The organism is Variovorax sp. 54 (assembly GCF_002754375.1).
Lineage (GTDB): Bacteria > Pseudomonadota > Gammaproteobacteria > Burkholderiales > Burkholderiaceae_C > Variovorax.
On the sequence record NZ_PEFF01000001.1, the window covers coordinates 298,174 to 318,483 of the forward strand.

Consider the following 20,310-nt stretch of genomic DNA (forward strand, 5'->3'; position numbering starts at 1 on the left):
AATTGCCCGCGGGGCAGGCTGTCCGTATCGTCCAGCGCACAAGTACAACACGACTGGAGACACGATGAATCGGTTCAGACCCTCGCCGCTTGAGGCACGTACGGCAGACAAGACGTGCGCTACGCGCCGCCATGCACTCGGTGTTCTTGGTGCCGGCTTCGCGGCCCTCGCCGCCGGCTCCGCCTTCGCGCAGCCCGCGCCCTTTCCCAACCGCGTGGTGCGCATCGTGCCCTTCGGCTCACCCGGCGGACCGATGGACGCCATCGCCCGCGTCTATGCCGAGAAGCTCAAGGCGCGCTGGAACCAGCCGGTGATCGTCGAGGCCCGACCCGGCGCCAGCGGCACCATCGCGGCCGACGCCGTCGCCAAGGCGGCGCCCGACGGCTACACGGTGCTGCTCACGCTGCCGCTCACGCACATCAACAACGTGGTGCTGCAGCCCAAGCTGCCCTACGACCCGGTGAAAGACTTCGAGCCGCTGTCGCAGCTGGCCACGGGCGGCCCGATGCTCGTCGCCCGCGCCTCGGCGCCCTTCTCCACCGTGCGCGAGTTCGTGGCCTATGCCAAGGCACACCCCGGCGTTTCGTACGGCACCTGGGGCAACGGCTCCAACGCGCACCTCTTCGGCGAACTGCTGGCGCGCCAGAACCACATCGACCTGGTGCACGTGCCCTACAAGGCCGAGGCCGCCGCGCACAACGACATGTTCGGCGAAGCGCTGGGCGTGGCCTGGGCCAACCCCGCGACCGCACGCGGCCTCGCACAGGCCGGGCGCATCAAGGTGCTGGGCATCACGGGCCGCCAGCGCGTGCGCTCGATGCCCAACGTGCCGACCTTCACCGAGCAGGGCTTTGCGGGCTTCGACCTCGACAGCTGGATCGGTGTGTATGCGCCCGCGCGCACGCCGCAGCCCGTGCTCGACGAGTGGTCGCTCGCGCTGCGCGAGATCACGAAGCTGCCCGACATCCAGGAGCGCCTGGCCGGCTACGGCTTCGAGCCGCTGGGCAGCACGCCCGCCGAATTCCGTGCCGGCTACAAGGCCGACTTTCCCCGCGTGGCGGACCTGATCAAGGCCGCAGGAGTCACCCCCGAATGAGCGCCGTTGTCCCTTCTTCCAGCACTTCCGAGTGGCAGCCCATTGCCTTCGACACCGGCACCGCCTACGGCCGCAAGGCGCCGAGCCACAAGCCCGAGCTGACCGAGGTTGGCGCCGGCACGCCCATGGGCGAGCTGCTGCGCCGCTACTGGCACCCCATCGGCCTGGCCGCCGACGCCACCGACACGCCGCACCAGGTGCGCGTGCTGGGCGAAGACCTGATCTTGTTCCGCGACAAGCGCGGCCGCGCGGGCCTCGTGCACTGGCGCTGCGCGCATCGCGGCGCCTCGCTGTACTACGGGCGCGTGGAAGAAGAAGGCATCCGCTGCTGCTACCACGGCTGGATGTTCGACGTGCAGGGCTACTGCGTCGACCAGCCCTGCGAACCCGAAGGCGGCGCGCGCGGCCGCGGCCGCGTGCGCCAGCCCTGGTACCCGGTGCAGGAGCAGTACGGCCTGGTCTGGGCCTACCTCGGCCCGGCCGACAAGAAGCCCGTGCTGCCGCGCTACGACTGCCTCGAAACCATGGACGACGGCGAGACGCTGGAGGCCGACGGCAACAGCATCGGCGGCGGCGGGCCGCAGGTCATTCCGTGCAACTGGCTGCAGCACTACGAGAACGTGGCCGACCCTTTCCACGTGCCTGTGCTGCACGGCAGCTTCAGCGGCACGCAGTTCGTGGCGCTCATGGGCCAGATGCCCGACGTGAGTTTCGAGAGCACCGAGACCGGCGTGACGATCACCTCGATCCGCACGCTGGACGACGGCCGCACCTTCCGCCGCGTGGCTGGCCCCGTGCTGCCGACGCTGCGCGTGGTGCCCAACCCGCGCGTGGCCACGTACGGGCGCGTCGAGTCGATCGGCTGGGTGCTGCCCATCGACGACCACAGCTTCCGCATCTACACCGTGGGCCGCGTGAAGACCCCCGGCGATCTTTCCCGCATGCGCTCGCGCCTGAACGGCAAGCTGTGGGAAGAGCTGACCGAGGCCGAGCACCGCGCCTTCCCCGGCGACTACGAGGCGCAGGTGAGCCAGGGCGCCATCACCGCGCATTCGGAAGAGCACCTGGCCTCGTCCGATCGCGGCATCGTGATGCTGCGCCGGCTGCTGCAGCGCCAGCTCGACGCGGTGCGTGAGGGCCGCGATCCGGCCGGCGTGAGCTTCGATCCCGCGGCACCGCCCGTGCAGTTCGAGGCCGGCAACTTCCTCGTGCCCAAGGAGTGAGCGACGTGTTGAGTGCGGGCATCGCGGTGCGGGTGGCGCGCAAGACGGTCGAGGCCGAGGGCGTGGCCGGCTTCAGGCTGGTGCCCGCCGACGGCGAGCGCCTGCCGGCCTTCACGCCGGGCGCGCACATCGACGTGGCATTGCCCGGCGGGCTGGTGCGCCAGTATTCGCTGTGCAACGCATCGGCCGCGGGCGACGAGGGCCACTACGAGATCGGCGTGCTGCGCGATGCGGCCTCGCGTGGCGGCTCGCGGGCGATGCACGACGCTGTCCACGAAGGCTCGCTGCTGCAAATAAGCCCGCCGCGCAATCTCTTCACGCTCGACGAAAGCGCAACGCAGAGCCTGCTGCTGGCCGGCGGCATCGGCGTGACGCCGCTGCTGTCGATGGCGCAGCGGCTGGCCGCGCTGGGCGCCGACTTCGCGCTGCACTGCTGCAGCCGTTCGGCGGCGCGTGCGCCTTACCGGCGGCGGCTCGAAGACAGCGCGTTCGCAGACCAGGCGTTCTTTCACCATGACGACGGACCGCCGGCGCAACACCTTGACCTTGCGATCACCCTCGGCCATCCGGCCCCGGGCAAGCACCTCTACGTGTGCGGCCCCGCAGGCTTCCTCGAGGCCGTGCGCACAACCGCGCGCGCCCTGCACTGGGCGGACGCACAGGTGCACTTCGAGTCGTTCACGGGCACTGCGCCGCCGGTTGACGGACAAGGCAGCTTCGAAGTCGAACTGCACCGCTCGGGCCGCGTCATCCGCATCCCCGCGACGATGACGGTGCTGGACGCACTCGCCGCCGAGGGCGTCGAGATTCCTGTGTCGTGCGCGCAGGGCGTCTGCGGCACCTGCCTCACGCGCGTGCTCGCGGGCAAGGTCGCGCACCACGACCTCTATCTGACACCCGCCGAGCAGGCGGCCAATGACCAGTTCCTGCCCTGCTGCTCGCGGGCACTCTCACCGAGGCTGGTGCTCGACCTCTAGCAGCTCGTAGAGCACCATCCGCGTCTGTCGCCCGCGCAACTCGATCTGCTCCTCGATGCGCCGCGTGGCCAGCCGCCCCCCAAGCCCTTCGAACGTTGTCTCGGACATCAGCGTGCGCGTCCCCAGCTGCTTGTTGATGCCTTCGATGCGGCTCGCCGCGTTGATCACGTCCCCCAGCGCGGTGTACGACAGCCGGTCGCTCGACCCCAGCACACCGGCGATCACGACGCCGGTGTGGATGCCGATGCGCGTGCGGAACGGCTGCAGGCCTTCCGCTTGCCACCGGCGGTTGAGGTCATTCATCTCGGCATGCAGTTCAAGTGAGGCCTCGCAGGCGCGATGCTCCGCATCCGGCAGGTCAGCGGGCGCGCCCCACAGCACCATGATGCCGTCGCCCATGAACTTGTCGATCACGCCGCCGTGGCGTGCAAACACGCGGGTCGCGAGGTTGAAGTAGTCGGTCAGCTGCCGCATCAGCACATCGGCCGGCATCGATTCCGAAATGCTGGTGAAGCCCTCCACGTCGGTGAACATCGCGGTGACGCGGCGCGGCGAGCCGTTGGGTTCGAGTGCATGCCCTTCGGCGATGAGCTGGCGGATCACGTCCACCGGCACGAACTTGCGAAAAGCCCGCAGGCTGCGCGCCGACTCGTCCAGCGCCTGGTTCAGGTGCTGGATCTCGAGCACGCGGCTGGGCTCGCGCGGCAGGTCGTCCAGCTCAAGCCGCCCGATGCGCCGCGCCGTGCGCGCGAGGCTTTCGATGGGCGCCGTCACGAGCTTCGACAGGCGCAGCGAAATGAAGAGCGCGATCGCCAGAAACGCCAGCACCAGCAGCAGCGACCACAGCACGTTGCGATGCAGTGCGCCCATCAACGCCTCTTCGGGCTCCCAGCTGACCAGATGCCAGTCGGTGGCCGGAATGCGCGAGGTCTGCACCTGGTAGTGCATGCCCTCGTGCCTGAGGGCAAAGGCCATGTCCTCGGTCCAGCCGCGGCTGCCGTTGGCCAGCATGTGCGTGTGCAGCGCACCGAGCACGCCGTCGTCGGGGTCTTCGAGCTTGCGCACGGAATGCGGATGGTCGCTGCGCGCGATCACGTGGTGGTCGGCGCTCAGCAGCGCGCTGTGGCCGTGGCCCGTGCCGCCGAACAGGCGCACCAGGCTGGACAGGTGCCCGAGCGACACGCTGGCGACCGCCACCATCGTCTGCGCAACGCCCTCCTCGTCCTGCCGCCGGCTCGGCCGCGCATGGCTCACGCCCAGTTCCTTCATCGAAGGCAGCACGTAGGGCGCCGTCCACACGGCGCGCTGCGCCTTCTCGGCCTGCGTGAACCAGTCCTGGTGCACCGGGTCGTCTTCGCTGCGAAAGGCTTCGATGCGCGTCGTCTCGTAGCGCCGCCGCGGGTCTTCGTCGGCATCGCTGTCGGGCGGCGACTTGTACTCCCAGGTCTCGGTGCTGAACTTTCCTTCGCGCAGCACCTGCCGCACCACCGGCACGGGGTGGCGCATGGCCATCAGGAAGTGCCCGTCGTCGCTGCCCACGCCGATGCTGTCGATCTCGGGCGTCTGCTCCAGCGCAGCCCACAGCAGCTCGGCGGTCTGCTCGCCGTCGTGGCCCGCCGGGTGCAGGTCGGGCGTGTGGGCGATGGCGCGCACCAGCCCTTCGGTCTTCGCGAGGAACGCGAGGACGTTGTCTTCGACCCGGTCGTGGTTGACCTTGTGCGCCGACTCGCCGACCTTCGACACCAGCTTCTCGGCGCCCCAGTAGCCGAAGGCCACCAGCAGCAGCGACTGCAGCAGCGCGACCGCGCAGATGATCGTGCCGACGTCGACGCGGAAGCGGCGCAGGCGCGCGTTGGGTGCGGGCGGCGATGCCGGCGGGTCCGGGTGCTTGCGGTCGTCTGTCATGTGCGGGGAGCCCTCCAGGGCATTCGAACGCGCCCTCGTGGCAGCAATTCTCACCCGGGCCGCGGCCCCCGCGAACGTGCGCGCGCAGGCTCAGCGCGACGGCTGCCAGGACTGCAGCAATGTCCGCGTCGCAGCGCAGCCCCGCGCGGCGCGCTGCGCGTCTGTGAGCCCCGGATGCGTGCGCCCGGTCGGCACCTCCACGCCGACGGGAATGTCGCCCGGCAAGGCGTCCATGAAGGCCTTCAGCGGCAGCGCGCCTTCGCCGGGAAACAACCGCCCTTCGCGCGCCTCCGCGACGATGTGAGCGTCCGTCGGGTCTTCGTGCGGCGCGTCGCACAACTGCACCGAACCCAGCGCATTCGCCGGCACCGCGCGCAACATCTCTGCCGTTCCCCCGGAACGGAACAGGTGCAGCACGTCGATCAGCAACCGACCGTTGGGCCGCGCCGCGCGCTCGACGACCGCCAGCGCCTGCGGCAGCGTGCCGACGATGCGAAAGCGCATGAACTCCAGGTCGACGCCGAGGCCGACCGCTGCCGCTAGGTCACACAGCCCACCGAAGTGGTCGACGAGGCGATCGAATTCGGCATCGTCGCCGGACACGTTGATCCGCCGTGCGCCCAGCTCACCAGCCAACGCCAGGTCGCGCGCGAAGTCGCTCACGCGCACCTGCGGCGTCAGCGGAATGAACTCGACATCGTGGACACCCACGCCGGCATCGGCCATGCGCCGGCGCCATGCAGGGAGCACCAAAGGGCTCAACGGATACGACACCGCGCCGGGCGCGGCAGGCAGGATGCGCAGGCCAACGTTCTGGTACCCGGCTTCGGCCGCCAGGTCGAACAGCGCGGGCGGCGGCATGTCGAGCACCGTCAGGTGGGCCAATGAGAGCGGTGTCATCGTGCTACGCGTTGTGCAGCACCTGGCCGAGAAAATCACGCAGCCGCTCGTGCCGCGGATTCACGAAGAACTCTTCCGGGGGCGCCTGCTCGACGATCTCGCCGCGGTCCATGAACAGCACGCGGTCGGCCACGCTGCGCGCAAAGCCCATCTCGTGCGTGACGCACAGCATGGTCATGCCCTCCTCGGCCAGGCCGATCATGGTGTCGAGCACTTCCTTGACCATCTCGGGGTCGAGCGCGGAGGTGGGCTCGTCGAACAGCATGATCTGCGGCGTCATGCACAGCGCGCGCGCAATGGCCACGCGCTGCTGCTGGCCGCCCGAGAGCTGCGCCGGGTATTTTTTCGCATGCTCGGGAATGCGCACGCGCGACAGGTACTTCATGGCCGTGGCCTCGGCTTCGGCCTTGCCGGTGCCGCGCACCTTCATCGGCGCGAGCATGCAGTTCTCGAGCACCGTGAGGTGCGGGAACAGGTTGAACTGCTGGAACACCATGCCGACTTCGGCGCGCACCGCCTTCACGTTGCGCGCGTCCGCGCCCAGGTCGATGCCGCCGACCACAATGCGGCCCTTCTGGTAGGGCTCCAGCCGGTTGATGCAGCGGATGGTGGTCGACTTGCCCGAGCCCGAGGGCCCGCAGATCACGATGCGCTCGCCCTTGCGCACGCGCAGGTTGATGTCGGTCAGCACCTGCACGGGGCCATACCACTTGCTGACGTTTTCCATCGTGATGATGGTTTCGTCGCTGAGTGCGTGAGAGGAACTCATGGCAGTCGCTGCGTGGGCCATCGTCATTTGGTCACGACCAGCGGCAAGGCGCCCTCGCCTTCGCCCGAGGCCGGCAGTGCCTTGTCCATCTCTTGCCCGATCCACTTCTTGTAGAGCGCGCCGAGTTCGCCGCTGGCAATCTTGCGGCCGATGAAGTCGTTGATGTAGCCCACCCATTCGCGCTCGCCGGGCCGCACCGTGGCGCCCTGGAAGCCACGGGCCACCACGAGCTTGACCTCGTACTTGCCCGCGCCCGCCACCTGGGCGATGGGGCCGAGCTGCGAGTTCGCGGCGCCGGCCAGGTCGACCTGCCCCGAGAGCAGCGCCTGCACGGCGGCGGCATCGTCGTCGAAGCGCTGAATGGTCGCGCCCGTTTTGGCCTGCGTCACGGACGAGTCCTGCACGCTGCCGCGCGGCACACCGATGCGCAGGCCCTTGAGGTCGCCGTAGCCCTTCATCGGCGGCAGCGACACCTTGCCGATGAGCACGGTCTCCAGATACGAGTACGGGCGCGAGAACAGCACGACCTTCTGCCGGTCGGGAAGGATCGTCACCACCGCTGCGAGCACATCGACCTGCCCGGTGAGCAGCGCGGCTGTGCGGTTGGCCACCGTGACCGGCGTGAACTCGGGCTTCACGCCGAGGTCCTTGGCGAGCATCTCGGCAAACTCGATGTCGTAGCCCGTCAGCTTGCCGCCCTTGTCGCTGAAGCCCCAGGGCACCTGAGCCACCTGCGCGCCGACTTTCAGCACGCCGGCTTTCTTGATGTCGGCCACTTTCTGTGCCTGTGCAAAGCCGCTCAGGGCAAGGCCCACGAACAGCGTGAGCGCGGTGCGGCGGAGGATGGGTTGAAACAGCATGGTGTGCTCCTCGGGTGAGTGGATGCGGGACGTCCGCGGTTCTTGTGGTGGGAAAAGAAGTCAGTGGCCGTTGGCGAAGCGCTTCTCTAGCCGTGCGCTGTAGCGCGAGAGCGGAAAGCAGATCGCGAAGTAGCAGGCGGCCACCAGCCCGAAGGCAAGCAGCGGCTTGTAGGTGATGCTCGAAACGAGCTGGCCCGCACGCGAGAGCTCGACGAAACCGATGACGGCTGCCAGCGAGGTGCCCTTGATCAGCTGCACCAGGAAGCCGACCGTCGGCGCGAACGACATGCGCAGCGCCTGTGGCAGCACGACGTGGCGCATGCGCGCGCCGTAGCCCAGCCCGAGTGCATCGGCCGCCTCCGTCTGCCCGCGCGGCACGGCCTGGATGCCGCCGCGCCAGATCTCGCCCAGGAACGCGCCGGCGTGCAGCGTGAGCCCCACGGCGGCGGCCACCCAGACGTTGACCTTCCAGCCCAGCACCGGCAAGCCGTAGAACACCAGGAACAGCTGCAGCAGCATCGGCGTGCCCTGGAAGAAGTCGATGAAGGCCGCCGCCGCCACGCGCAGCGCCTTCATCGGCGCGGTGCGCGCCAGGGCCACGAGCAGCCCTGCGAGGCTGCCGCCGACGAAGGCGATGGCCGACAGCATCAGCGTGGCCCCGAAGCTGCCCGCGATGACCCAGAACTCGGTGAGCGTGAAGTCGCGAATCATGGCCGCCTCACTTGGTGGGATAGGAGAAGTACACGCGGTCGATCGCCTTGAACACGGTCGAGAAGACCGTCGACATCGCCAGGTAGAGCAGCGCCGCGACGATGTAGACCTCGAAGCTGCGGAAGGTGGCCGAGTCGATGTTCTGCGCCACCGAAGTCAGCTCTTCGGCGGAGATCGACGAGACGATGCTGGTGGTCAGCAGCAGCATCACGAACTGCCCGGTGAGCGCGGGGTAGATGGTGCGCAGCGCGGGCTTGATGACGATGTGGCGCAGCGTCTGGAACGGGCTCAACCCGAGCGCGGCACCGGCCTCGAACTGGCCGCGCGGCACCGACTCGATGCCGGTGCGCAAAATTTCTGCCGAGAAAGCCCCCAGGTTCAGGCTCAGCGCCAGCACGGCGGCCGTATTCGGCGTGAGGCTGATGCCCAGCGACGGCAGGCCGAAGAAGACGAACAGCACCTGCACCAGGAACGGCGTGTTGCGGATCAGCTCGATGTAGCTCTGCGCCGTCCAGCGCACGGCTGACATGGTGGAGCGCTTGCCGAGCACGGCCAGCAACCCAACGGCCAGGCCGATGGCCACCGAGACCGCCGACAGTCGCAGCGTCAGCCAGCAGCCTTCGGCGAAGGCTTCCCAATGCGGCAGCAAGACCGCGAAGTCGAATGTGTAGCGCATGGCGATGTGCTCTTGTCTCGTGGAGCGTTTTCTTGTGGTGGATGTCTCTCGTCCGGGCTGGCGATCTCCGGTCGTCTCATGCCTTCTTCACGCGGGGCCAGCCACCGCGTGCAACCCCGCGCCTACGTGGGCAGCAAGACCCGCTGCCCCGTGGCGGCGGCCTCGGTCACCGCCAGCGTGGCCTCGAGCGTGCGAAAGCCGTCGAGCGCGGAACACACCGGTTCTTCGCGGCCTTCGACCAGCGCCGCAAAGTGGCGCATCTGCTCGCTGTACGGGCAGCCGATGTGGACCACGGTGCGTTCCTGCGTGATCGGGTCGTGCCAGCCTTCGGCCGCCCCCTGGTCCTGGCGGTAGCGCCAGAGCTCCAGGCGCGGCAGCGTCAGCGAGCCTTCGGTGCCCGAATAGAAATGCGCGTTGACGTCGTCCTGGCGCGGAAAGCGCTCGGCCTCGCCCGCGCTCAGGTCCCAGTTCCACGGTGCGGCGGTGGTGTCCGACACCGTGACCGTGCCGAGCGCGCCGTTGCGAAAGCGCAGCGCGACCACGGCCGTGTCTTCGACCTCGAAGCCGCGCACGGCATTCGAGGCCAGGGCCTGCACGCTTTCGATCTCGCCGTAGAGGTGGCGCATCAGGTCGATGTCGTGGATCAGGTTGATCAGGATCGGCCCGCCGCCCGGCTGGCGGCGCCAGGCCGCATCGAAGTAGTCGCGCGGCTTGAGCCAGGTGCACAGCACAGTGGCGCTCACCGGCCGGCCCAGCGTGCCCGCGCCGACGATGGCCTTGGCCTTGCGCATGATCGGGTTGTGGCGGCGCTGGTGGCCCACCAGCACCGGCAGGCCCGCCGCGCGCGAGGCCTCGCAGATGCGGCGGCCGTCTTCGAGCGTGTCGGCGATGGGCTTCTCGACCAGCACCGCCGCGCCCTGCTCCAGGCACTCGACCGTGATCCGTGCGTGGGTCGCGTTCGGCGTGGCGACCACCACGCCCCGCGGCTTCGCCTCGGCCAGCAGGCTCGCGTGGTCGGGGAAACAGGGCACGCCCAGCGCGCGGGCAAATTCGGCAGCGGCGGGCGTCGGATCGGCGATGCCGACCAGTTCGACATCGGGGCACTTCAGGGCGCGGTCGATGTGGGTCTTGCCGATCAGGCCTGCACCGATGACGGCGACGGGGAGTTTGCTCATGGACCTTGTCTCTGTTTTGTCGGAATGGAGGCGAGTCTAGTAACAACACTCAGAACTACAATCCGCTTCCTGTTGACTCGAAATCAACGAATCGTTGATAAAGAAACCGTGGACCTGAAAGACCTGGAAGTGTTCTGCGAGGCGGCCCGGCGCTCCAGCTTCGTGGGGGCCTCGCTCGAGATCGGCACGACCTCGGCGCACATCAGCAAGCGCATCGCCATCCTCGAATCGCAGCTGGGCGTGCGCCTCTTTCACCGCACCACGCGGCGCGTGGTGATCACCGAGGACGGCGAGCGCGCCTACCAGTGGGCGCGGCGCATCCTCGACGACGCCAACGCCATGTCGGAAGCCTTCAGCAGTGCCAAGGCCGAGCCCTCAGGGCTGCTGCGCATCGCCACCAGCCAGCGGCTCGGGCGCGAGCACGTGGCGCCCATCCTGTCGGCACTCAGCGAGCGCCACCCGCGCATCGAGGTCTGGCTCGAGCTGATGGACCGGCGCGTCGACCTGATCGCCGAGAACTTCGACCTCGACATCCGCGTGGGCGACCCGACGCAGCCGCGGCTCATCGCGCAGCGCATGGTGGAGAGCCGCCGCGTGCTGTGCGCCTCGCCCGCGTACCTCGCGCAGCGCGGCCATCCGAAGACCGTGGCCGAGCTCGCGGAACACGAGTGCCTGCTGTTCCGCGAGCGCGACCAGTCCTTCGGCAACTGGCGGCTGATCGGCCCCAAGGGCATCGAGACGGTCAAGGTGACGAGCAAGTTCGGCTCGAACCACAGCGACGTGGTGCGCGGCTGGAGCCTCGACGGCAAAGGCATCTGCCTGCTGTCGGTCTGGGACGTGGCGCAACCGCTCATCGACGGGCGCATGGTGCGGGTGCTCCCCGCGTACCACGAGTCGGCCGACATCTGGGCGATGACCAGCACCCGCTCGGCGGGGTCGGCGAAGGTGCGGGTGTGTGTGGAGTTCTTGAAGAAGCAGCTGGCGAGCGGGCCGCATGCGTTGAACATCGATCCGCAACGCTAGGGAATCTTCGATCGAGGAAGAGTCGCTTTACGCAAATTCGTGGGCATCGGCCCCGACCATGAGCATGTGCCCAAGGAGAGAATATTTAGCAACGCTTGACGTTACCAACGTCAAGCGTTACTATAAATTCAATGGCGATCCAGACCTTCAAATGCGACGACACCCGCAGGCTGTTCGAGGGGCAACGCGTCGCCCGTTGGGTCAACATTCAGATCGTGGCAATTCGCAAGCTGGCGATGCTCAACGCCGCAGTCCTTCTGCTGGACCTGCGCATCCCCCCGAACAACCGCCTTGAGGCTTTGGCCGGTGATCGCAAGGGCCAGCACAGCATCCGCGTCAACGACCAGTGGCGCATCTGCTTCAGATGGACCGAGGCAGGTCCCGCAGAGATTGAGATCGTTGATTACCACTGAGCCCCGCCGACAGGCCTTAGTTTTGTGTTTGTGCTGAGAAGAAGGAGTTTCTATGCCGCGCCAAGTCCAGTACCCGCACCCCGGCGAAATCCTCGCCCAAGAATTTTTGGAGCCCATGGGCATCACGCCCTACAAGCTGGCTCAGGCGATCCATGTCCCGCTGACTCGCATTACCGCCATCATTGCCGGTGAACGCGGCATCACCGCGGATACCGGTCTTCGTCTGTCGCGGGCATTCGGTCTGAGCGATGAGTTCTGGATGAACCTGCAACGCGACTACGACGCTGCGACGACGCGGGACGCGTTACGCGATGAACTGAATGACGTCGAGCCGCTGACCTATCGAGTCATCGTCGCGAATGCGGAGGGTTCCAGCGCGAAGCAAGTCGACGCAGCGCAGAAGCGATTCATCATCGTGCTCTCGAACAAGCTTGGCGGAACACAAAAGGTGCCCGAGTTCTTCGCTTCCTGGTCGAAGTGCTTGCACGCGGGAAGGAAGGCGCTGACCGACACCGAACGCAAGCAGGTTCAGGCATGGAACGCAGCGACCGAAGACGCGAAAGCAGCAGCCGTGGAATTGCTCGGCAAGGTGAGCAATCCCTCGTTTCTGGTGACCCTGCGAGAAGCGGCCGCCAAGCATTGATCGTGGCACGCAGCCACTGCGCCGCCTCCAGCAGCACCCGCTCCGCCGGTTCGGCGACGGTGCGCGTGTGCGTGGAGCTACTGAAGAAGCAGTCGGCGAGCGAACCGCGCAGCTGACAGGGCCGCCATTGACCGCGTCGCCCGCGTGGAGTCTTTTGCCTACAATCCGGGTTCGCTAGGGGTGCTGCGCCGGTTTCGACCGGTGTGGCTGAGAAAGTCCCTTTGAACCTGACTGAGGTAATCCTCGCGCAGGGAAGCTGGTCCGGTGGCCTCTCACGTTCTCTCGCGTGACGGCCGCGCCACTGGAGCCTCGCCCACCTGCCAAACCTTTTGCACTGGAGCAAAACGGATGGCACACGACCACAACAACGACAGTTCCGCCTCGTCCGGCAACGAAGCGCTCACACCCCTGCCCGCCTCCCGGCGCGTCTTCGGCTGGCACGACCACGCCTCGCTGTGGTTCAGCCTCGGCGTCGGGCTGCTGGTGATGCAGATCGGCGCCTACCTGGTGCCGGCCGTGGGCACGCGCGACGCGGCGCTGGCCATCGTGCTGGGCTCGCTGCTCGGCGCCGGGCTGCTGGCCTGGACCGCGCGGCTGGGCTGCGAAACCGGACTGGCGAGCGCCGGCCTGATGCACGCCACTTACGGCAGCGCCTTCGCGCGGCTGCCGGTGCTGCTCAACATCGTCCAGCTGGTGGGCTGGACCACCTTCGAACTCGTGATCATGCGCGAGGGCACGCAGGCCATCGGGCAGCAGGCCTTCGGCCCCGCGCTGGGCACAGCCTGGGGCGGCGTGCTGACCACGCTGCTGTGGGGCGCCGTGCTGCTGGCGCTGCTTGCGGGTTCGATGGTGAAGCTGGTGCGCCGCTTCGTGAGCCGCTTCGGGCTGCCGCTGGTGGTGCTGTCGCTGCTGTGGCTCAGCTGGCAGTTCGCCACGCAGCTGCATGCCAAGGGCCTCGACGCCTTCTGGGCGCGGCCGGGCAACGGCAGCATGGGCATGTTCAGCGCACTCGACCTGGTGATTGCGATGCCGGTGTCTTGGCTGCCGCTGGTGGCCGACTACGCGCGCCACGGCAAGCGCAGCGCGGGCGGTGGTCTGGGCAGCGCATTCAGCGGCACGTGGATCGGCTATGCGCTCGCCAACATCTGGTGCTACGCGCTGGGCGTGATGGTGGTGAGCGTGGCCGAGCCGGGCACCAGCCTGGTCATGGCGCTGCTGCTGGCGCAGGGCGGCCTGGTGGCGTTGGGCCTCATCCTCATCGACGAACTCGACAACGCCTATGGCGACGTGTACTCGGGCTCGGTGTCCACGCACAGCCTGCTGCCGCGCTGGAGCGTGAAGCGCTGGGGCCTGCTGCTGGCGGTGCTGTGCATCGGCCTCGCGCTGGTGCTGCCGATGCACACGCTCGAACCCTTCCTGCTGCTGCTGAGTTCGGTGTTCGTGCCGCTGTATGGCGTGATCCTCGGACGGCTGGGCAGCGGAAACGCCGTGTCGGCGGGCGGCACGCGCACCATCGACTGGGGCGCGGCGCTGATCTGGCTCGCGGGCATCGCGGCCTACCACGCGCTGGCCAAGTGGGCGCCGCAGTTCGGCTCGGCGCTGCCGACGCTGGCGGCGACTTTCGTTCTGGCCTGGCTCAGCCGGCCGACAGCGGCAAGCGGTGGGTCGGCACTGGCGCAAAGCCGTGGTTGAGCGGACCGTGGCCCGCGCCCACCTGCACATTCGCACCGGCGCTCATCGCGCCGAGGATGTACGCGCGTGCGCGCTCGACCGCGTCGGGCAGCGCCAACCCCAATGCCAGGTACGCGGCGATGGCCGACGAGAGCGTGCAGCCGGTACCGTGCAGGTTGCGGCTGGCAATGCGTTGCGACGCGAGCCGCTTGCGCGCGCCGCTGCGCTCCAGCAGCACATCGACCACTTCGTCGCCCGGCAGGTGACCGCCCTTGAGCAGCACGGCCTTCGCGCCGAGCGCGAGCAGTTCGTCCGCCGCGCCGTCGAGCGCGTCGATGCCGCCGATGGCGTGGCCGACCAGCAAGGCGGCTTCGTCGAGGTTGGGCGTGACCACCACGGCGCGCGGGAACAGCTCGCGCACCAGCACCTGCACGGTCTCGGCCGCGATCAGGCGATCGCCGCTGGTGGCGATCATCACGGGGTCGAGCACCACGTTCTTCAACTGGTAGCGGTCGATGGCCCAGGCCACCACCTCGACCACCTCGGGCGCGTGCAGCATACCGAGCTTGACGGCGTCGACGCCGATGTCTTCCACCACGGCCTGGATCTGCGCCTTCAGGAAAGCGGGCGGCACGCCGTGGATGCCCGAGACACCCATCGTGTTCTGCGCGGTGAGTGCGGTGATGGCCGTCATGCCGTAGCAGCCGAGCGCCGCGAAGGTCTTGAGATCAGCCTGAATGCCGGCGCCGCCGCCGCTGTCGGAGCCGGCGATGGAAAGCACGCGTGCGTAGCGTTGGGTGGGTGCGGGGGTCATGTTGAAAATTATCGGCGACGCGTGCTTCTTCCTACGCCACGGTTGTCTTACTCCCTCTCCCCTTGGGGAGAGGGTCGGGGTGAGGGCGTGGGCCTTTGCGAGCGCACGGCCTTTGCCATCGCAGTCGGCCCTCACCCCAGCCCTCTCCCCAAGGGGAGAGGGAGCAACAGCCGCGGAGCAAGACCATGAGCGTGCCATTTCAATCGGCGGCCATCCTCGGCGCAGGCCTCATGGGTCGCCTGATGGCGGTCACGCTCGCGCAGGCCGGCTGCAAGATCGACCTGTACGAAGCCGGCAGCCCCGAAGCCGAAGGCGCCGCCGCGCGCGTGGCCGCGGCCATGCTCGCGCCGCTGGCCGAATCGGCCGTGGCGCCGGTGTCGGTCGTGCGCATGGGGCAGCACGCGCTGTCGCGCTGGCCCGAGTTGCTGGCACCGCTGACGCAACCCGTGTTCTTCCAGCGCGAAGGCACGCTGGTGCTGTGGCACCGCCAAGATGCCGCCGAAGCCACGCGGCTCGCGGGCGTGCTGGCGCGCACCGGCGCGCAGGTGCCCGAGCTTGCACCGATGCAGGCGCTCGACACGCCCGCCGCCATCGCCGCACTGGAGCCCTCGCTGGGCACGCGCTTCGCTCGCGGCCTGTACCTGCCAGGCGAAGGCCAGCTCGACAACCGCGCGCTGCTTGCGTCGCTGCGCGCCACGCTGGAAGCCGATGCGCGCGTGACGCTGCATTGGCAGTCGCCGCGTGCGCCTTCCGACTTTTCGCCCGGCACGGCGGGCCAGCCCGACTGGGTGATCGACTGCCGCGGCCTCGGTGCCAAGCCGCAATGGAACGCACTGCGCGGCGTGCGCGGCGAGGTGATCCGCGTGCATGCGCCCGAGGTCACGCTGCAGCGCCCTACGCGCCTCGTGCATCCGCGCTACCCGCTGTACATCGCGCCCAAGCCCGACCACCTGTTCGTGATCGGCGCGACCGAGATCGAGTCGGACGACATGTCGCCCGCCAGCGTGCGCTCCACGCTCGAACTGCTGAGTGCGGCCTACGCGGTGCACAGCGGCTTTGCCGAGGCGCGCATCGTCGAGATCGCGACGCAGTGCCGCCCCACCCTGCCCGACAACCTGCCGGCGATCCGCCAGCCGCAACCGCGCATGCTGCAGATCAACGGCCTGTACCGCCACGGTTTCATGATCGCGCCCGCGCTGCTCGACGCGGCCATGGAGCTGCTGGTGCACGGCCGTTCCACGCTCGCGCGCGGCTTCGGCATGGACGTGCCCGACGCATGACGACGACATCGACGATGAACATCCTGATCAACGACAAACCCTGCACGCTGCCCGAAGGCGCGCTGCTCGCCGACGCGCTCGCCGTGCTGCAGGCCGTGCCGCCCTTCGCGGTGGCAGTCAACCGCGAGTTCGTGCCGCGCTCGGCCTACGCCACGCACCCGCTGCACGCGGACGACCGCGTCGAGGTGATCCGCCCGGTGACCGGCGGCTGAACGGACGCACAGAGACAAGACGATGGAGACGACACCCATGACCAATCCCGATCCGCTGGTCCTCTACGGCCAGACCTTCCACAGCCGCCTGCTGCTGGGCACCGCGCGCTACCCGTCGCCCGACGTGCTCGAAGCGGCTGTGCAGCGCGCCAAGCCCGCGATGCTGACTGCTTCGCTGCGCCGCCAGACGGCGAACCAGGGCTCCGGCAACAGCGACCTCGGCAACGGCTTCTGGGAGCTGCTGCGCAAGCTGGGCGTGCCCGTGCTGCCCAACACCGCCGGCTGCCACAGCGTGCAGGAGGTGGTCGCCACCGCGCAGATGGCGCGCGAGCTGTTCGACACGCCGTGGATCAAGCTCGAGCTCATCGGCGACGACTACACGCTGCAGCCCGACACGCTGAACCTCGTCGATGCCGCGTCGCAGCTGATCCGCGATGGCTTCCACGTGCTGCCCTACTGCACCGAAGACCTCGTGCTGTGCCAGCGCCTCGTCGATGTCGGTTGCCAGGCCGTGATGCCGTGGGCCGCGCCCATCGGCACCGGACGCGGGCCGGTCAATCCGTATGCGCTGCGCCTGCTGCGCGAGCGGCTGAAGGTGCCGATGCTGGTGGACGCGGGCCTCGGCCTGCCCTCGCACGCGTGCCAGGTGATGGAGTGGGGCTACGACGGCGTGCTGCTCAACACCGCCGTCGCGCTCGCCCAGGAACCGGTCGCGATGGCCGGCGCCTTTGCCGATGCGGTGCAGGCCGGCCGCACCGCCTACCGCGCCGGTGCGATGGCCGCGCAGGACGCCGCGCAGCCCAGCACGCCCGTGCTCGGCACGCCCTTCTGGCACCACGCGCCCTGAACCCCATGAGCACCATCGACACCTCCAACGCCCGCGCCGTGGCGCAAGCCATCGTCGCGGCCCACGGCCTGCGCTTCGGCGCCGCCACGTCCACGCCCGTGAGCGGCGCACCGCGCTTCACGTCGGACGACGCCGTCTACCGCGGCGCAAAGCAAGCCTGCACCGCGCTCGGCTTCATCGAGATCGATGCCGAATGCCTCGCCCATGCGTGGCGCGCGCAGACCGAACGGCTGCGCCAGTTCGACGCGTCGGCATGGCCCGATGCGCCGGTCGATTTCGGCATGGGCCCGTTTCCACCCACCGCGCGCGCCGACGCCTTTCCGCCCTGCCCCGAACGGCTCGGCCTCTACGCCGTGCTGCCCGATGCCGCCTGGGTCGGCCGCATGGCGCGCGCCGGCGTGCCGACGGTGCAGCTGCGCTTCAAGTCGGACGACGCAGCCGCCGTCGCGCGCGAAGTGCAGGCTGCCGTCGACGCGGTGCGCGGCACGGATGCGCTGCTCTTCATCAACGACCACTGGCAGCTCGCCATCGCGGCGGGTGCCTACGGCATTCACCTCGGGCAGGAAGACCTCGATGCGCTGTCGCCCGATGAACTGCAGCAGCTGCGCGCCTCGGGCCTGCGGCTCGGCGTGAGCACCCATGGCTACGCCGAGATGGTGCGCGCCGACGCGGTGAGTCCGAGCTACATCGCGATGGGCGCCATCTACCCGACCACGCTCAAGCGGATGGCGACCGCGCCGCAGGGCGTGGCGCGGCTCGCGGCCTACGCGCGCCTGCTGCGCGGCTACCCGCAGGTCGGCATCGGCGGCGTCGATGCCGTGCGATTGCCCGAGGTGCTCGCCACCGGCGTCGGTTCGGTCGCCGTGGTGCGCGCGCTGGTCGCCGCCGACGATCCCGAGGCCACGGCCGCGCAATGGATGACGGCGATGCACGCCGCCCCGGTTTCCCCTGAACGCACAGAATGAACGCTCGACTTTTCTCGCACTCCCCGCTTTCGCGCGCACTCGCCGCCGCCCTCCTCACTTTCGGTGCCTGTGGCGCGCATGCGCAATCTCAGGCCTTGCCCGAGGTCACCGTGAACGACGGCGCCGCCGCGCCGCAAGCCGACATCAGCGGCTTCGGCGACGTGCCGCTGCGCGAGCTGCCGCTGTCGGCCACGATCATCGACAGCCAGCAGTTGCGCAGCAGCGGCGCACGCCGCCTCGCCGACCTGACGCAGTTCGACGCCTCGGTCACCGACGCCTACAACTCGGCCGGCTACTGGGACTACCTCACGGTGCGCGGCTTCGTGCTCGACAACCGCTTCAACTACCGGCGCGAAGGCCTGCCGATCAGCGCCGAAACGGCGATTCCGCTCGACAACAAGGAGCGCATCGAGATCCTGCGCGGCACCAGCGGCATCCAGGCCGGCACCAGCGCACCGGGCGGGCTCGTCAACTACGTGGTCAAGCGCCCCACCGAACAGGACCTGCGCACCGTCCGCCTCGAAACCACGAGCCGCGGCAGCGTGCTCAGCGCGCTCGACTTCGGCGGGCGCTTCGGCGAGAACCGCCAGTTCGGCTACCGACTCAACGTCGCCGGCGAAAAGCTCAAACCGCTCACACACAACCTCGACGGCAGCCGCCGCATCTTCTCGCTCGCGGCCGACTGGCGCATCACGCGCGACTCGGTGCTCGAGTTCGAAGCGGAGCAAAGCCACAAACAGCAGCCGAGCCAGAACGGCTACAGCCTGCTGGGCAACACGCTGCCCCGGCCGGTCGATCCGCGCATCAACCTCAACAACCAGCCGTGGTCGCAGCCCTCGGTGTTCAAGGCGTTGACGGGCACGGTGCGCTTCAGCCAGGCGCTGAATGCCGACTGGCGCTGGAGCGCGCAGATCGGCCAGCAGCGCCTGAAGACCGACGACCGGCTGGCCTACGCGTTCGGTTGCGGCGCCGAAGGCAACTACGACCGCTATTGCTCCGACGGCACCTTCGACGTGTACGACTTTCGCAGCGAGAACGAGCGCCGCACGCAGACCGCGGGCAGCCTGAACCTCAAGGGCAACGTGATGACGGGCAGCGTGCGGCACGAGCTGGGCTTTGGCCTGCTGCAAAGCCGCGTGCGCAACCGCTTCCAGGACCAGGCCTACAACTACGTCGGCACCGGCAACATCTGGGCGACCGCGATGACGCCGGCCGACCCGCGACTGACCGACGCGAACACCAACCGCAACGAGCGCTCGACCGAGCTGTCGGTGCAGGACGCGATCCGCTGGAACGACCGCTTCACGACCTGGATCGGCGCGCGGCACACACGGCTGTCGCGCGACAGCATCCGCACCGACGGCTCGCGCCCCACCGGCTACAGCGACAGCATCACCACGCCGTGGATCGCGGCCAGCTACACGATTCAGCCCGGGCTGCTCGCCTATGCGAGCTGGGGCAAGGGCGTCGAATCGCAGGTCGTGCCGAACAAGAGCTCGCAGTACGCGAACGCGGGCGAGGCGCTGCCCGCGCTGCAATCGCGCCAGTGGGAACTCGGCCTGAAGGGCGGCGATGCGGCGTTCAACTGGCAGGTCGCGTGGTTCGACATCTCGCGCCCGATGACCAACCTCGACCTGTGCGGCGAGTCCTGCACGGTGCGCAACGACGGCCGCGCGGTGCATCGCGGCCTCGAGGCCGGCGCGCAATGGACGGGCGGCCCCTGGCGCCTGGGCGGCAGCGTGGCACTCATCGACGCCAAGCGGCGCGGCAGCACGACCGCCCCCGAACTCAACGGACAGGCACCCACCAACGTGCCCAAGCAGGTGCTGCGCGCGCAGGCCGCGTACCGCTTCGCGTCGGTGCCGGGCCTCGAACTCGCGGGCCAGCTGTCGTACGAAGGCCGCCGCAACGTGCTGCCCGATGGCTCGATCCGGCTGCCGTCGTGGACGCGCCTCGATGCGGTGCTGCGCTACGACACCAAGCTGGCCGGCATGGCCACGAGCTGGACGCTGGCCGTCGACAACCTGTTCGATCGCCGTTACTGGAAGGAGTCGCCCTACCAGTTCAGCCACGTCTACCTGTTCCCGGGCGCGCCGCGCACGCTGCGCCTGGGCGTGAGCATTGCGATGTGACGATACGAACGAGTGCTT

Annotated in this window: 20 protein-coding genes and 1 riboswitch; of the genes, 12 read left to right on the plus strand and 8 right to left on the minus strand. The window is 68.8% G+C overall.

Annotated features, from left to right (window positions below; translation table 11 throughout):
- The first annotated feature begins 64 nt into the window (after positions 1-64).
- The 3 genes from CLU95_RS01440 to CLU95_RS01450 are packed head-to-tail and all read left to right on the plus strand — an operon-like array spanning position 65 to position 3,296.
- Positions 65-1,096 carry a Bug family tripartite tricarboxylate transporter substrate binding protein gene (locus tag CLU95_RS01440; protein ID WP_099789732.1) on the plus strand — a complete coding sequence of 344 codons (1,032 nt, stop codon included), beginning with the start codon at positions 65-67 and terminating at the stop codon, positions 1,094-1,096.
- The gene (locus CLU95_RS01445) at positions 1,093-2,319 is read left to right on the plus strand and encodes an aromatic ring-hydroxylating dioxygenase subunit alpha (RefSeq protein ID WP_099789735.1); all 1,227 of its coding nucleotides are present in this window, start codon (positions 1,093-1,095) and stop codon (positions 2,317-2,319) included. The genes CLU95_RS01440 and CLU95_RS01445 overlap by 4 nt, the downstream gene beginning before the upstream one ends.
- A 5-nt stretch (positions 2,320-2,324) precedes the next feature.
- Positions 2,325-3,296 carry a PDR/VanB family oxidoreductase gene (locus tag CLU95_RS01450; protein ID WP_099797064.1) on the plus strand — a complete coding sequence of 324 codons (972 nt, stop codon included), beginning with the start codon at positions 2,325-2,327 and terminating at the stop codon, positions 3,294-3,296.
- Here the strand turns inward: CLU95_RS01450 and CLU95_RS31320 are convergent.
- From CLU95_RS31320 to CLU95_RS01485, 7 genes are all read right to left on the minus strand, one after another.
- Complete coding sequence (locus tag CLU95_RS31320) at positions 3,270-4,307, minus strand: adenylate/guanylate cyclase domain-containing protein (protein WP_373669996.1); 1,038 nt, start codon at positions 4,305-4,307, stop codon at positions 3,270-3,272. The genes CLU95_RS01450 and CLU95_RS31320 overlap by 27 nt on opposite strands.
- A 984-nt stretch (positions 4,308-5,291) precedes the next feature.
- The gene (locus tag CLU95_RS01460) at positions 5,292-6,101 is read right to left on the minus strand and encodes a sugar phosphate isomerase/epimerase family protein (RefSeq protein ID WP_099789741.1); all 810 of its coding nucleotides are present in this window, start codon (positions 6,099-6,101) and stop codon (positions 5,292-5,294) included.
- Positions 6,102-6,105: 4 nt separating this feature from the next.
- On the minus strand, positions 6,106-6,870 hold the full coding sequence (locus CLU95_RS01465) for an amino acid ABC transporter ATP-binding protein (protein WP_099797065.1): 765 nt from the start codon (positions 6,868-6,870) through the stop codon (positions 6,106-6,108).
- Between the two features lie 23 nt (positions 6,871-6,893).
- The gene (locus CLU95_RS01470) at positions 6,894-7,730 is read right to left on the minus strand and encodes a transporter substrate-binding domain-containing protein (RefSeq protein WP_099789744.1); all 837 of its coding nucleotides are present in this window, start codon (positions 7,728-7,730) and stop codon (positions 6,894-6,896) included.
- 60 nt (positions 7,731-7,790) lie between these two features.
- A complete protein-coding gene (locus tag CLU95_RS01475; protein ID WP_373669998.1) occupies positions 7,791-8,438 on the minus strand; it encodes an amino acid ABC transporter permease in 648 nt (215 codons plus the stop codon).
- Between the two features lie 10 nt (positions 8,439-8,448).
- Complete coding sequence (locus tag CLU95_RS01480) at positions 8,449-9,117, minus strand: amino acid ABC transporter permease (RefSeq protein ID WP_099789750.1); 669 nt, start codon at positions 9,115-9,117, stop codon at positions 8,449-8,451.
- A gap of 122 nt (positions 9,118-9,239) precedes the next feature.
- Entirely contained in the window at positions 9,240-10,292 is a 1,053-nt protein-coding gene (locus tag CLU95_RS01485) for a Gfo/Idh/MocA family protein (RefSeq protein ID WP_099789753.1), read from the minus strand.
- Positions 10,293-10,400: 108 nt separating this feature from the next.
- On the opposite strand from CLU95_RS01485, the gene CLU95_RS01490 reads away from it, so the two are divergent.
- The 4 genes from CLU95_RS01490 (at position 10,401) to CLU95_RS01505 (ending at position 14,063) form a co-directional block, all read left to right on the plus strand.
- Positions 10,401-11,315: a LysR substrate-binding domain-containing protein gene (locus tag CLU95_RS01490; protein WP_257214504.1), complete on the plus strand. Its 915-nt coding sequence runs from the start codon at positions 10,401-10,403 to the stop codon at positions 11,313-11,315.
- A gap of 131 nt (positions 11,316-11,446) precedes the next feature.
- Positions 11,447-11,728, plus strand: coding sequence for a type II toxin-antitoxin system RelE/ParE family toxin (locus CLU95_RS01495; RefSeq protein ID WP_099789759.1), 282 nt, complete (start codon positions 11,447-11,449; stop codon positions 11,726-11,728).
- A gap of 52 nt (positions 11,729-11,780) precedes the next feature.
- Positions 11,781-12,371: a HigA family addiction module antitoxin gene (locus tag CLU95_RS31255; protein ID WP_099789761.1), complete on the plus strand. Its 591-nt coding sequence runs from the start codon at positions 11,781-11,783 to the stop codon at positions 12,369-12,371.
- Positions 12,372-12,537: 166 nt separating this feature from the next.
- A riboswitch (TPP riboswitch) is annotated at positions 12,538-12,642 on the plus strand.
- Between the two features lie 77 nt (positions 12,643-12,719).
- Positions 12,720-14,063 (plus strand): purine-cytosine permease family protein, encoded by a 1,344-nt coding sequence (locus tag CLU95_RS01505; protein WP_099789764.1) that lies wholly within the window; start codon positions 12,720-12,722, stop codon positions 14,061-14,063.
- Here CLU95_RS01505 and thiD read toward each other — a convergent pair.
- Positions 14,008-14,856, minus strand: coding sequence for a bifunctional hydroxymethylpyrimidine kinase/phosphomethylpyrimidine kinase (thiD, locus tag CLU95_RS01510; protein WP_099789767.1), 849 nt, complete (start codon positions 14,854-14,856; stop codon positions 14,008-14,010). The two genes, CLU95_RS01505 and thiD, sit on opposite strands and share 56 nt — an antisense overlap.
- 185 nt (positions 14,857-15,041) lie before the next feature.
- On the opposite strand from thiD, the gene CLU95_RS01515 reads away from it, so the two are divergent.
- Genes CLU95_RS01515 through CLU95_RS01535 form a run of 5 tightly spaced genes read left to right on the plus strand, consistent with a single transcriptional unit; the run spans position 15,042 to position 20,292 of the window.
- Entirely contained in the window at positions 15,042-16,136 is a 1,095-nt protein-coding gene (locus CLU95_RS01515; protein ID WP_099789769.1) for an FAD-dependent oxidoreductase, read from the plus strand.
- A gap of 14 nt (positions 16,137-16,150) precedes the next feature.
- The gene (thiS, locus tag CLU95_RS01520; RefSeq protein WP_062472460.1) at positions 16,151-16,348 is read left to right on the plus strand and encodes a sulfur carrier protein ThiS; all 198 of its coding nucleotides are present in this window, start codon (positions 16,151-16,153) and stop codon (positions 16,346-16,348) included.
- A 37-nt stretch (positions 16,349-16,385) separates the two neighbouring features.
- On the plus strand, positions 16,386-17,195 hold the full coding sequence (locus CLU95_RS01525; protein ID WP_180838993.1) for a thiazole synthase: 810 nt from the start codon (positions 16,386-16,388) through the stop codon (positions 17,193-17,195).
- A 5-nt stretch (positions 17,196-17,200) separates the two neighbouring features.
- On the plus strand, positions 17,201-18,160 hold the full coding sequence (gene thiE / locus CLU95_RS01530; RefSeq protein WP_099789774.1) for a thiamine phosphate synthase: 960 nt from the start codon (positions 17,201-17,203) through the stop codon (positions 18,158-18,160).
- A complete protein-coding gene (locus CLU95_RS01535; RefSeq protein ID WP_099789777.1) occupies positions 18,157-20,292 on the plus strand; it encodes a TonB-dependent siderophore receptor in 2,136 nt (711 codons plus the stop codon). The genes thiE and CLU95_RS01535 overlap by 4 nt, the downstream gene beginning before the upstream one ends.
- The last annotated feature ends 18 nt before the right edge of the window (positions 20,293-20,310 follow it).